This window comes from Sulfurospirillum sp. MES (assembly GCF_000789415.1).
GTDB classification, from domain to species: Bacteria; Campylobacterota; Campylobacteria; order Campylobacterales; family Sulfurospirillaceae; genus Sulfurospirillum; species Sulfurospirillum cavolei.
Genome location: NZ_JSEC01000021.1, coordinates 1 through 12962 on the forward strand (window position 1 = coordinate 1; position 12962 = coordinate 12962).

The 12962-nt window shown below is 42.4% G+C and carries 14 protein-coding genes; 8 read left to right on the plus strand and 6 right to left on the minus strand.

Translation table 11 applies throughout. The features are described from left to right. Positions 1-354 precede the first annotated feature (354 nt). From OA34_RS13850 to OA34_RS12735, 3 genes are read right to left on the minus strand one after another with little or no spacing between them, the layout of a single operon-like run. Positions 355-528, minus strand: coding sequence for a pentapeptide repeat-containing protein (locus OA34_RS13850; protein ID WP_231563893.1), 174 nt, complete (start codon positions 526-528; stop codon positions 355-357). Between the two features lie 56 nt (positions 529-584). After that, the gene (locus OA34_RS12730) at positions 585-1688 is read right to left on the minus strand and encodes a GTP pyrophosphokinase (RefSeq protein ID WP_286683050.1); all 1104 of its coding nucleotides are present in this window, start codon (positions 1686-1688) and stop codon (positions 585-587) included. A 20-nt stretch (positions 1689-1708) separates the two neighbouring features. After that, positions 1709-2092 carry a winged helix-turn-helix transcriptional regulator gene (locus OA34_RS12735; RefSeq protein WP_039675978.1) on the minus strand — a complete coding sequence of 128 codons (384 nt, stop codon included), beginning with the start codon at positions 2090-2092 and terminating at the stop codon, positions 1709-1711. A gap of 221 nt (positions 2093-2313) precedes the next feature. Between OA34_RS12735 and OA34_RS12740 the strand changes: the two genes are divergently transcribed. The 6 genes from OA34_RS12740 (at position 2314) to OA34_RS12765 (ending at position 7744) form a co-directional block, all read left to right on the plus strand. Then, positions 2314-2907 carry an NAD(P)H-dependent oxidoreductase gene (locus tag OA34_RS12740; RefSeq protein WP_039675980.1) on the plus strand — a complete coding sequence of 198 codons (594 nt, stop codon included), beginning with the start codon at positions 2314-2316 and terminating at the stop codon, positions 2905-2907. Positions 2908-2910: 3 nt separating this feature from the next. Then, positions 2911-3666, plus strand: coding sequence for a nitroreductase family protein (locus tag OA34_RS12745; RefSeq protein WP_039675982.1), 756 nt, complete (start codon positions 2911-2913; stop codon positions 3664-3666). Between the two features lie 29 nt (positions 3667-3695). Then, positions 3696-4013 (plus strand): nucleotidyltransferase family protein, encoded by a 318-nt coding sequence (locus OA34_RS12750; RefSeq protein ID WP_442764953.1) that lies wholly within the window; start codon positions 3696-3698, stop codon positions 4011-4013. Further along, on the plus strand, positions 4010-4372 hold the full coding sequence (locus tag OA34_RS12755) for a HepT-like ribonuclease domain-containing protein (protein ID WP_039675986.1): 363 nt from the start codon (positions 4010-4012) through the stop codon (positions 4370-4372). Before OA34_RS12750 ends, OA34_RS12755 begins: the two co-directional genes overlap by 4 nt. Positions 4373-4491: 119 nt before the next feature. After that, a complete protein-coding gene (locus OA34_RS12760) occupies positions 4492-5349 on the plus strand; it encodes a hypothetical protein (RefSeq protein WP_039675988.1) in 858 nt (285 codons plus the stop codon). Positions 5350-5629: 280 nt separating this feature from the next. Continuing rightward, positions 5630-7744 (plus strand): helix-hairpin-helix domain-containing protein, encoded by a 2115-nt coding sequence (locus OA34_RS12765; protein WP_039675990.1) that lies wholly within the window; start codon positions 5630-5632, stop codon positions 7742-7744. Here OA34_RS12765 and OA34_RS12770 read toward each other — a convergent pair. After that, the gene (locus tag OA34_RS12770; RefSeq protein ID WP_039675991.1) at positions 7731-8654 is read right to left on the minus strand and encodes a phosphoglycerate dehydrogenase; all 924 of its coding nucleotides are present in this window, start codon (positions 8652-8654) and stop codon (positions 7731-7733) included. The genes OA34_RS12765 and OA34_RS12770 overlap by 14 nt on opposite strands. Positions 8655-8773: 119 nt before the next feature. Here OA34_RS12770 and OA34_RS12775 point away from each other — a divergent pair, with 119 nt between their 5' ends. Beyond that, a complete protein-coding gene (locus OA34_RS12775; RefSeq protein ID WP_039675993.1) occupies positions 8774-9208 on the plus strand; it encodes a hypothetical protein in 435 nt (144 codons plus the stop codon). A 10-nt stretch (positions 9209-9218) separates the two neighbouring features. Here OA34_RS12775 and OA34_RS12780 read toward each other — a convergent pair whose 3' ends face one another. Together OA34_RS12780 and OA34_RS12785 are read right to left on the minus strand one after the other, a co-directional pair. Continuing rightward, the gene (locus OA34_RS12780; protein ID WP_039675995.1) at positions 9219-9599 is read right to left on the minus strand and encodes a DUF779 domain-containing protein; all 381 of its coding nucleotides are present in this window, start codon (positions 9597-9599) and stop codon (positions 9219-9221) included. Between the two features lie 50 nt (positions 9600-9649). Further along, positions 9650-11146 carry an aldehyde dehydrogenase family protein gene (locus tag OA34_RS12785; protein ID WP_039675997.1) on the minus strand — a complete coding sequence of 499 codons (1497 nt, stop codon included), beginning with the start codon at positions 11144-11146 and terminating at the stop codon, positions 9650-9652. Between the two features lie 341 nt (positions 11147-11487). On the opposite strand from OA34_RS12785, the gene OA34_RS12790 reads away from it, so the two are divergent. After that, positions 11488-12774 (plus strand): DNA polymerase Y family protein, encoded by a 1287-nt coding sequence (locus OA34_RS12790; RefSeq protein ID WP_039675999.1) that lies wholly within the window; start codon positions 11488-11490, stop codon positions 12772-12774. Positions 12775-12962 lie beyond the last annotated feature (188 nt).

Consider the following 12962-nt stretch of genomic DNA (forward strand, 5'->3'; position numbering starts at 1 on the left):
AAAAACACCAAATGAGTTTTTTCTGTTCCTCAAAGTGTTCAAAAAGTAAAAAATGTAAAGTTTCATAAACCCTGAGGAAACTTTTTATATAGGAAATTTACGATTTTCTATGTGCGAAAGTTGAGTATATAATTAAAGAATAGGGCATGTCCTTGATAGATATCAAGATTTATACTACAAAATTTTTTTGTGTAAGCTCTGTTATCTTCCTTAAGCCTAACTCCTATACAATTTTAAATGTATTAATCCACTTCAAAAAGGAGAAAGCATGGCAAAAAAATTACTGTCACCCAGAAGGCAGTCACGAAAATGCATGGGTTCAAGGCTCAGAAGACTATCTCAGTTTGCCATCGTTCAGTCGATGCCTATTCTTTTGCATAAGGAAAATTGAACATCGCTTATTTTGGTATCGATGAGTTTCATCAGGTTTAGATTACAGTTTTCAAAACGACATCTTATAAAGCGACATGATGAGAAAAGAGTCTCACTAAAGTTGCAAGAAACAAAGGTACAGTCGTCAAATGAAATTTTCTGCTAATATATCCATTTTATCGGTGATACATAAAGAAGTCATCATTTGAAACTTAGTTTGCGTGCGTAATTTCTCTGTAAAGTTTCATCGCTAATGCGACGGCTTCGCTTTTTTCATGCAGGGAAGCACTTGGAAAAAACGCGGCAAGTCCTTCGGTATGGTTGGTTTCTAAAAACTCGATCATTAGCGCATAACCGATGATAAATCCGTCTTTTTGTTCAAAATTTTCACGAAAGCGCTCTAGCAAAGTCCCTCTTGCATGTGCCCATTTAACGATAAATTTTTTGATACGCTCTTGATGCTTTTGAAGGGAATTTTGAATCTCTAAAATCTCTTTAAACGTGGTAAACGTGTTGATGATATTTAAAAAAAGACTGATGTTCGCCGATTGCATCTGCTCCGAAAAGGAGAGGTTTTTCAGTGCCAACGCGTCGATGATATACGCTTCGATCTCTTCAAGGTCGTTTGATTGTTCGATAAAAAGCTTGAGACTCTCGGCGTTAATGTCGATGTTTTCAAACCCTTGTTTGGAGATGGTCTCCACGTAGTCGTGGATATCTCGTTTAAGCTGGCTAAATTCGTCGTCGGCAATTTCTAAAATGCTCGCAATACGTGAAAACTTTCTACGAAATTCCCGTGGGACGGCGATGTTAGACTTGTACCCGATGTCGTGTTCTATCTCCGCCCATGCGTGCTGCAAAATGGTACGTACCTGAATTTCAAATTTGAGGTCTTTGTAGTTTTGGTACTCCCGAAGCGTGGCCCGCTCGTCGCTGATGGAGCAGATGATGTGGTAAGAGAGATACCCGAAGCGGTCGGGGTCTAGCATTTTCTTTTTGTCGATGGAGTTTTCTTCGTCGATTTTGAACTCTTTGGAGAGAAGTGCTACGATCTTTTCGACGTCGATTTCGAAATAGCTGATGATGCGGCACCCCACGATGTCGGTGATTTCGCTTAGATTTTGGTATTTGTTTTTACCGTCGATTTTTTTGGAAAGGCTGTTTTTTTCTTTGACCCGATTTTCGATAGAGTGGTAGGAAATATGCTCTTGTCTCAGAAGCTCTTTGAGTAAAAGATGCATTTTATCGCTGAAACTTTCATAGTGTTTGAGGTCTTTTTCAAACTCGGAAATGAGGCGGTGTTTGTTGTTTTCCAAAGCGGTTCCTTATTGTCGTATTAAAGCTCTTTGGTATCGGATAATTTGGCTTCGCACACATTGTCTTGGCTAAACGATCCGCACTCTTTGACGTACTCGATGCTCCATTCGAACATTGCTTTGAGCACGGGGCGGAGTTTTTCTCCGACGGGCGTTAAGGAGTAAACGACGCGCGGAGGAATCTCGGCAAAAACGACGCGTTTGATCAATTTTTTTTCTTCCAAATCGCGCAGTTTAACCGTGAGCGTTTTTTGCGTGATGTCGCGCACTTCCTCAAAAAGGTCTTTGTAACGTTTTTCACCTTCGAGTAAATGCCAGATGATTCCCAGTTTCCATTTGTCGTTGAAAATATCTTGGGCAATAGCGACGGAGCAAACGTACTCCTTGCCGTTAACGCGGTACATAGCATTCCTTTGGTAATCGTTTTGTTATCGGAATTATAGCATAGTATAAAATATTTATCCTTACATTACTAAAGTATCGTAAGGATATTTTAAGTGCAAGCTTTTTATACTTTTAGCGTTACATGTCAAAAAAAAGCACAAAGCGTTTGCCGAACAAAATTCGGCGTTAGGGTCATTGAGCAACGCAGAGTCTTGACAAAAATACCCTCAAAAGGAATACCGTGAAAAACGTACTCATCATCAACGGACACCAATACTATCCGCATGTCGCGGAGGGAAAACTGACGCAAATCTTTATCGATACGGCGGAGGACTTTTTAAAAAGCCGAGGCTTTAACGTGAAGCATTCCAAAGCCCAAAGCGACTACGATGTGCTTGAAGAGGTTGAAAAATTTAAGTGGGCGGATTATTTCATCATTCAATATCCGGTCTATTGGATGGGCGTTCCGTGGATGATGAAAAAGTACATCGACGAAGTCTTCTCCGCAGGTGCGAACAACGGCATTTACGCCAATGACGGACGTAGTCGAAGCGATGCGAGCAAGCGTTACGGTAGCGGCGGCTTGATGCAAGGCAAACGCTATATGCTCTCCTTGACGTATAATTGTCCCATCTCTGAGTTTAGCGACAAAGAGGGCTTTTTTGACGGCTTGAGCTTGGATGAAGCCCATATAGCGACACACAAAACATGGCAGTTTTGCGGCGCGACACCGATGAAAACGTTTTCCGTTCACGATATTTTCAAAGGCGATCTTAACATCGAAGCGGAGAAAAAACGACTGATGGAAGTGTTGAGCGAAAATTTTAAAGGATAAATCATGGAAAATGCGATGTTGAGTCTTTTACAAAATCGAAAATCGATCCGCCATTTTACGGGTGAGCGCGTGAGCGAAGAGGATTTGCAAACCATCTTCAAAACCGCACAACGTGCTCCAACCTCTATCAACGGGCAGCAAATTAGCCTTGTTTATACGCGCAACAAAGAGAAGCTTAAAACCATCGCAGAACTTTGCGGCGGACAAACGCACATCGCGGAAGCGGATGTTTTTGTAGGTGTCGTCATCGACTTTAATCGCACGAGTGCTATTGTAGAGAGCGTGGGGCGAAAACACGTCATCGAACAGAGTGCCGAGGGTATTATGGTGGGCGCGATTGATGCGGGCATTATGATAGACCATCTTCAAAGTGCCGCCGGTGCTTTAGGGTATGGCACGACGTGCATCGGAGCGGTGCGCAAAAATTCGCCGGCGTTTACCAAGCTTTTTAACCTTCCTCAAAAAACCTTTTTAGCCTTAGGATGTACCATCGGCGTACCGAGCGAGCGCGCCAAGAGTGCTCCTTTAAAACCGCGCGTCGCTCTCGATACGTTTGCCATGGAAGACGTGTATGAGAGCGACAAAGTCAAAAAAGGCGCATTGGCATACGAGCACACGCTTAAAGCATTTCGCGATAAAACCGGTAGTGGCTCGATGCCGACCTACGCCGAGATCACAACCAATTACTATGCTGATGTTTATTACCGTAGCACGGCAAAAGACCTCGAAGAGCAAGGGTTCGCGTTTAAGGATGAGTAGCTTTACATGTAAAGTTTTGGTACAATAAAATTAAAAGTTTAAAGGAGGCAAGTATGAGTGAGAAAGAGCTGATTTTACAAAAATTATCTGTTTTAAAAGCTCAGCTTGCACCTAATTATCATATAACATCGCTCGCTCTTTTTGGCTCAACAGCGCGAGGTGAAGCAACTCAAAATAGCGATGTCGATGTGCTTGTCGATTTTTCGCAAACACCTGATTTGTTGACGTTTATAGAACTCGAAGAAAAACTCAAAAATGCATTGGGTAAAAATGTTGATCTCGTTCCTAAACGAAAACTCCGAGCCGAACTCTCTCAAAGTATTCTCCAAGAAGCGATTGCGGTATGAAACGCAATTATCTTTTGTATCTGGATGACATTCTTAAAAGCATTCATAAAATAGAAACTTTCACTGATGGCTACGATTTTGAACGCTTCAAAACTGATGATAAAACGGTGAGTGCATGTGTCCGCGAACTTGAAGTCATCGGCGAAGCCACCAAACAAATCCCTGATGAAATAGCCTCAAAATACCTTCAAATCCCTTGGTCACTTATGGCAAAAATGCGCGATAAACTCATTCACTGGTACTTTGAAATCGATGAAGAGATTGTCTGGAAAGTGATTACTGAGCAATTTCCAACACTTAAAATGCAGATAGAAGTAATGAAAAAAGAGTTAGAAGAAGATGAAAGTTTAAAAGTTTAATTCCGACCTTTTTTGTTGTTTTTTGCTATCAACTACTTTTTAGAGCTTAGTGATTACAAAAAAGCTCTTCTGTTTAACTAGCAGTTTGGGTTTAATAAATGTATTATCGAAGGAAAATAATGAATATATCGTATGAAGAAAAAACATTTGAAAATTATTTTAATGCAGAATTGGGTAATTTAAGTTCTGTCTATTTCCCTCTTGGTCAGACACAAGAAGGAGTCATAGGTGCAGATTCTGTAGCATATTCAAAAAATAGGCACCTATGGCAGATGTTCGGTTATCCTTGGTTTTGGTTTCAGCCACCTTACAGAGGTAGAGATTTACAGGATATTGCACAGGAAATGGAGCATCACACACAAGCAAGTATTCACAATATACCAAAAATAAAAACCAATTTATTATTTCAGTACAAAAGTTCTGAATATTTGATATCACCTTTGAGTGGACAATGGAGTCATTGGAAGCAACCCTATTTTAGATATAAAATATATCCAAAACAGCAAAAATTACTTGAGCATCTTGAAAGTCAGTTTGGACAACAAGCATTGGTTTTATATGCTGCCCCTGCTATTCAAAATGTGGAAGAATTAGTAGAAGCAAGTATAAAAAAACAGATAATTGAAAAAACAAACTTTCAAAAAGTGTCAAACTTGTCAGGGCATCATAAAAATACATTTATTCAAGCGGGAACAATCTCAAAAGCATTTAGTCAACCAGAAGAAATTGAAAATGTTGATTTGCTAAAAACTTTAAACAATATAGATGGTCAAGATTTTAGTTTTGACAAATTAACTTCATTCACATCAATAGTCAATAAAGTTATGAGAGAAAGCAATGAGTATAATCATTCATTTAATTTATTGATGGAGCAGTATTCAAATCTTCAAGAATATAGAACTTTTTATGGATTAATGCAAATGAAAGTTTTTAAAGAATTAACTGGTATTCAGTGGTCAATGAGTTTTGAATATTAAGAAAAATATTTATTTTTTTTGTTGATAAATCAAAGACTATTTTAAAGCATTATCCGCTAAAGTCGGCATACCTTATCAAACACTGATTAATTCATTTTTGATGGATTGTGCGATGAGGCATGTTGAACCTAAAATTCAGTGGTGATATTTTTTACATGTAAAAAATATCACTCAAAAAACCATCACGGTATGAGATGTAAACCGTTATACATCTCATATTTTTTCCGCTAAAATGCCTCTCCAAAAATCTTTACATGTAAACCTTAGGAAAGCAAAAAATATGAACCCTCTTATTCCCATTTTAGTTCAAAAAACAGGCATTGCCAAAGAAAATATTATCAACATTTTAAAGCTCTTAGATGAGGGCTCGACCATCCCCTTCATCGCACGGTATCGCAAGGAGATGACGGGTGGCGCGAGCGATGAACAGCTGAGAGAGTTTGATAGCATTTATGCTTATGCGAAAAAATTGCATGATCGTAAAGAGGAGATTTTACGGCTGATTGCTGAAAAGGTCGTGCTTAGCGATGAGGTGAAAAAAGCGGTTGAAAAGGCGCAAACACTTCAAGAGTTGGAAGACATTTACAGACCGTACAAAGAGAAGAAAAACACACGAGCGGCGGTAGCGATTGCGGCTGGGCTTACGCCATTGGCGGATGTTTTGGAGCGCGCAGAATTAGAATTAGAGGCGTTTGAAAAAAAAGCGCAGAGTTTTGTGAATGAGAAGATTGGAAGTGTTAAAGAGGCGATTGCAGGGGCGCAAGACATCGTGGCGGAGCGGTACAGTGATGATGCGAAAGAGAGGGAGTATTGGCGGGCACAGTTACATGAGCACGCCTCGTTTGAGATCAAAGCGACTAAAACGCTTAAACCCGATGGACTCTATGCTAAATTGGCGGGCAAAAGTGAACGCATCGCGTCCATTCCCTCTCACCGCTACCTTGCGATGATGCGAGGTGTGAGCGAAAAAGAGTTACATGTAAAGATACTGTACGAGATGGAGCGAGTGGAAAGTGCCATTACGCGTTACCGCATTCCACGCAACGCTAAAAGTTCTAAAAGCTACTTGCTAGAGGCTTATTTGGATGGGTTTAAAAGGCTTCTCTTTCCCTCATTAGAGCGCGAGATTCACGCCATTGTGAAAGAAAAAGCTGATACTGGGGCGATTGCCACCTTTGGTAAAAATCTCTCTCAACTTCTCAACACACCGCCCGTCACCAGACGCGTCATCTTAGGCGTTGACCCAGCGTACCGTACTGGGTGTAAACTTGCGGTTGTCGATGAACATGGTACATACATGACGCACGCCGTGATTTACCCGACACCGCCGCAAAGCGACTATGAGAAGTCTGCTAAAGTCATTAAAGAGTTTACGCAAAAGTACCACATCACCGCCGTGGCGATTGGCAATGGCACGGGTTCGCGCGAAAGCCAAGAATTTTTTGCACGCCTGAACCGTGAAGAGGGGTTGAATCTTGCCTATACCGTGGTTTCGGAAGCAGGCGCTTCCATCTACTCCGCGTCGAAAATCGCCACCGAAGAGTACCCGAACCTTGACGTGACGATTCGCGGAGCCATCTCCATCGCGCAACGTCTGCGTGACCCGATGGCAGCGTTGGTGAAGATCGATCCAAAGTCGCTAGGAATTGGTCAATACCAACACGATGTGGATCAAAAACAGTTGGAGAAAAAACTGAGTGAAGTCATTGAAGATTTGGTCAATCGCATCGGGGTTGACCCGAACAGTGCTTCCATCTCTCTGCTTTCCTATGTGGCGGGTGTTGGCGCAAAACTTGCCAAAGCGATTGTTGAGCATCGTGAAAGTAAAGGGGCGTTTACATGTAAGGCTGAACTTTTACATGTAAAAGGTTTGGGAGCCAAAGCGTATGAGCAATGTGCAGGATTTTTCCGCATTCGTGAGGGTAAAAGTGTGCTCGACAACACGGGCGTTCACCCTGAGAGTTATGCGATTGCGCAGAAGCTTTTGGCACGTGCTGATTTGGCAACACTTTCCAAAGAGCAGATCGTTGCGTTAGCGCATGAAAACGGTGTTGGCGAGGCGACGCTTCAAGACATCATCGCCGAGCTTTTAAAACCGGGATTTGACCCCAGAGAGAGTTTGCCGCCGATTGCCTTTCGCTCCGACTTAACGGACATTAGCGAACTTAGTGAGGGTTCCATCGTCTCGGGCGTGGTGCGCAATATCGCCGATTTTGGAGCATTTGTGGACATTGGGCTGAAAAATGATGGGTTGATTCACATCTCACAAATGAGCGATAAACGCATCGCCCATCCGTTGGAAGTTTTAAGTATCAACCAACAGTTAAGCCGTATTCGCGTTATCGAAGTGGACAAAGAAAAAAGTAAAGTAAGCCTCAGTCTTAAAGAATGTTGACATAATCTTCGATATGCGCGATGCAGGCTTCGCCCATCGCTAAAATACTCTCTTTTGAGTTACCGCCGACGTGGGGCAGGCACATAAGGTTAGGCAGGTCGATCAGCTCCCAATCGGAAGTCGGTTCTTCCAAAAATGCTTCCAAGCCGGCTCCGGCGATTTGTCCTGTTTTTAAAGCGACTTTGAGTGCTTCCTCATCGATGATGCCTCCGCGCGCCGTGTTGATAATGCAGCTTGTCGGCTTCATCGCCTCAAATTCGGCCGTGGAAAAAAGGTTTCGGCTCTCGTCGGTTAAGGGCAGATGAATCGAAACAATGTCCGCTTCACGTAAAATTTGAGCTTTGCTCGCAAACGTAATACCGTAACGCTTTGCTTCGTCTTCATCGTGCGTTCGGTTGTAAACGAGAATCGTACATGAAAAAGGTTTGAGCAGTTCGATGACACGCTTGGCGATATTTCCGAAGCCGAAAAGTCCGATCGTTTTGCCGCTGAGTTCCATGCCGCCGTTTACTTTCCACGTATGCTTTTTAAGCAGCGTCGAGGCGATGTAGGTGTTGCGTATTAACGCCAACATAAAGTACAAGGTGATCTCGGCGACCGAATTGCGATTTGTTCCGCCCGTCCAACCGAGTTTGACGCCGTATTGTTGCATCGCTTCGAGGTCCAAATTGTCCAGCCCGACACCGTATCGCGAGAGCATTTTAAGCGCGGGACACGCCCTCAAAACTTCCGCGTCGATCTCTTCTCTTCCGACGATAGCAACTTCAATGCCGTCTAAAAATGCGATGAGATCGGCTTTGGTTTTAAGAGTGTTGTCGGCATTATGTTTGACGTTTCCAAATCGTTCACGCATCTGCTCCATTAATTCGGGCGATCGCGAAAACAAAGGCGAGATAACGGCGATTTGCATACGAGTCCTTTTACGGGGAATTTAAACGAAGTATAACACGCTTTTTTACTCTCAATGATTTAAATTTTATTAACGTATAAAAGATATAATGAAATAATAATTATTAATAAGGACAAATCATGACGATTAAAAAATGGCTTTTTGCGATGCTGATACCCGTGTCGCTTTTTGCGGACGTTTTGCAGGAAAACGGTATCTTCCCAAACGTAAAACTTAAAGATCAGTTTGAAAAAGAGGTCGTAATTAATGCCCAAACCAAGCAGATTATTATCGCGTTTACCAAAGCGCAAGGCGAAACGATGAAGGCTTTTTTAGAAACAAATCCAAACTATTTAAACGACAATAACGCACTTTACATGATGGATGCTACGGAAGTTCCGAGTGTGATTATGAGCATGTTTATGATGCCGAAGTTTAAAAAGTACGGCTATTCGGTAGGGTTGGTCGAGGATAAGCAAACGGCACAAACGCTTCCGAAACAAAACGATAAACTTACCGTTTTATCGTTGGATAACCTTCGTATAACGCAAATCGACTTTAAAGAAGCTCTTTAAACAGAGGGGATCATTTTCCCTCTTGCTCTTTTAACAGGCGATTTTCTTCATCGCTAAAGATACGCGAACGCGTGATAAATTGATACCCTTCGTCGATTTCAAGCGAAAACGAGTTCCCAAAAGCACTCTTTTCTTCCTTTACGTCCAAAATAATCTGCGAGTAACGAAAATACTCAAACTGATCCGGATCGATAAAAAAATCGCAACCGCCCACCGTACCCAATTTGACGTTACGGGAAGGAACGTGAAAATCTTTTTTTTCGTAACACATCGGCGCGGTGCCGTCGCAACAGCCGCCGCTTTGGTTGAAAACCAGCTCACCGTATTCGTTTTTGAGCATTTCGATAACTTTGAGCGCTTCGGAGGTTGCGCTCAGACGATGAATCGTCATAAAGGACTCCTTGAAAAAAAGCATGGGCAAAAGCCCATGCATAAAGTGATTTAAAAAAATCCGAGTTTATTTTTGTTGTATGACGTCAAAATATTTTTCGTATGGCGATACGCATTGAGCATCATCATATGCGTTTCACGACCGATACCTGATTTTTTGTAGCCGCCGAAAGAGGCATGAGACGGATAGAGATGGTAGCAGTTGACCCATACGCGTCCGGCTTCGATGCCGCGTGACATTTTGTGGAGTTGATGTGCATCTCTAGACCAAACACCCGAACCTAAACCGTAAATGGTATCATTCGCGATGGCAAGCGCTTCATCCTCGTCTTTAAAGGTTGTGACACATAAAACAGGCCCAAAAATTTCTTCTTGGAAAATGCGCATTTTATTGTGACCTTTGAAGATCGTCGGTTTGATGTAGTTGCCTTTCGGGAATGTTTTGTTCTCGTACGCTTCACCGCCGATAAGGCACTGCGCTCCCTCTTCTTTACCGATGCGGATATAATCTAAGATTTTCTCTTTTTGATTGACGGAGGCTTGCGCACCCATTTTCGTAGTCGGATCGAGCGGGTTTTCCTGCGTGATGGCTTTAACGCGCTCTAAAACGCGTTTCATAAACGGTTCGTAGATAGACTCTTGAATCAATGCGCGAGACGGGCATGTGCAAACTTCGCCGCTGTTAAAGGCAAAGAGTACGAGACCTTCGATTGCTTTGTCGAAAAATTCGTCGTCTTTTTCCATAATGGATTCAAAGAAGATATTGGGGGATTTCCCGCCGAGTTCCAAGGTTGAGGGGATGATATTTTCGGTAGCGTACTGCATGATGAGCTGACCGGTCGTCGTCTCGCCCGTAAAACCGACTTTTTTAATATCCGGATGCGTGGAGAGGTGTTTACCGATTTTCCCGCCCGCACCGTTAATGACGTTGACGACGCCTTTGGGTAATACGTCTTGAATGGTTTCCATTAAAAGCAAGATAGACATCGGCGTCGCACTTGCCGGTTTGATCACGACGCAGTTTCCTGCGGCAATGGCGGGAGCGATTTTCCATGCCGCCATCAAAAGCGGAAAGTTCCATGGAATAATTTGTGCAACGACACCGAGAGGCTCGTGGATTTCTTGAGAGATCGTATTTTCGTCAAGGTCGGCAACCGATCCTGCTTCGCTGCGTATGACGGAAGCAAAATAGCGAAAATGATCGACGACAAGCGGGATATCGGCCGCGAGGGTTTCGCGTACGGCTTTACCGTTGTCTAGCGTTTCGGAGATAGCGAGAAATTCTAAATTTGCTTCGATTTTGTCGGCAATTTTATTGAGCATATCGCTTCGTTGAACGACCGACATGTGTTTAAAAGATTCAAATGCTTTTTTAGCCGCCGCAACCGCCATATCGACGTCTGCCGTGGAAGAGCGCGGTATCTTGGTAAGAAGTTCACCGTCAACCGGAGAAAGATTGTCAAAATACTCGCCGCTTAAGGGTGGAACCCATTCGCCGCCGATAAAATTTTCATAACGAGGCTTATACGTTGGTTTTGAATATGCCATTTTTGCACCTTTCTAATTAAAGTAAAAGATAAAAATATCTTTAGAAAAAACTCTAGTGCAGATCTCTTTAATCGCCCATTAAAAATTATATTAATTTGTAGATAACGTTTTTGCTTTATGTGACGTTTGCTTTTTATTTACAAACGATTAAGAGGTCGTTTATGCTATTGTCCTATACTTTCACCACCAAGACACCTCCTTTTTAAAAATCACTCAACCTTTTTTCCTTGAACGCTCGAATTTGCCCGATTCGAGCGTTTTATTTCATTTTGAAATAGTTCCCAGCTCTTTTTTTCGTTTAGCCTATAATCCTTTTGAATGTTTAAAGACAAGGACGGCGCGTGATTATTCATTTGGATTTGGATTGTTTTTTTGTTTCGGCGGAGCGTACCCGTACCCCTTTTTTGAAAAATAAACCCGTAGTAGTGTGTAAAAGTAGTGATACGAAGATTTTTTCGCGTGAAGACACCGAATGCGTTATGACCGAATCGGTCGGTGGATTTAACGGGCTTTTTCAACATAAAAAAGCGTTTAACGGCTTTGATAAAACGGCATGGAAAAAAGAATTTATCAATGAAGAAGGACATATACACGGTATCGTCATCGCAAAAAGCTACGAAGCCAAAGCCTACGGAATTAAAACGGGAACGCCTTTGCGCGACGCTTTGGCGATGTGTCCGAACGTGCTTGTCGTTTCGAGCGACCATCTTTTCTATCAACTCCTTTCCACGCAATTAAAAGCGTTTTTAAAGACGAAAATTCCGGTCTTGGAACAGTACAGTATCGATGAATTTTGGGGAGATTTACACGGTTGGGTGTGTGAAGAAAAAACGTATGATTTTATTCATACGTTACGACAAGAAATAATGGATACGTTTGATTTACCCGTCTCTATAGGTGCTTCGACGTCCAAGTGGATTGCCAAACTTGCGACCGATTTTGCAAAACCTTTTGGTCTCAAAATTGTTCCCAAAGAGCAGATCGTCGCTTTCGTATCGCCTCAGCCGATCGAAAATTTTCCGGGTATCGGGAAAGTCTTATCTCAAAAATTGCATGAATACCGTATTGAAACTTTAGGCGATTTGATTGCGTATCGTCGGCTGGTCAGCGGTTGGGGAAGAATGGGAAAAGAGTTGTACGCTAAAGTGGTCGGAGAAGACAACGAACACGTTTGTACCGATCGTGCGAGAAGTTCCATCGGCATCGCACGCAATTTTGCACCGATTAAAGATCGAGAAGAACTCAAACGGCGTATGATTATTTTGGCGCGCCATCTTTCGCATACGATGATGAAGCTAAGCCTTCACCCTACAACCTATTTTTTCAAGATTCGTTATGAAAACGGAGTCAAATCTCAAGGTTCGCTGAGCGTCGATCGTGCTTTTAGCGAGTCTTTTTATCGTAACTTGGCGATAGACTTTCTCGTCAAGCTCGATTCCCTACCCAATGAACGCGTCCATCATCTCGCACTCTATGCTTCCAACTTCGTATCGCGTTCACATGTCAAAACATTTTCGCTTTTGTCGTCCGAGGAAGATAGCAAAGCAAAACGTTTAAGTGAAAAACTGACGCAATTGCGTGACAAATACGGCGTCGATATTGTCAGAGCGGGCATTGAAAAATTATGATTTAGCGACGTAAAGCTTGTAGGCACGCTTCAAACGTTGATGCGATAATTTTATGGGCAAACTGATCTGGCTACACTTATTAGGACACAGAAATGATAAGATTTCTACATAATAAGGAAGGATTGATAATATGGTCAACAAAGCTCAGAAATATACACAAGAGTTTAAAAACTCAACAATACAATTAG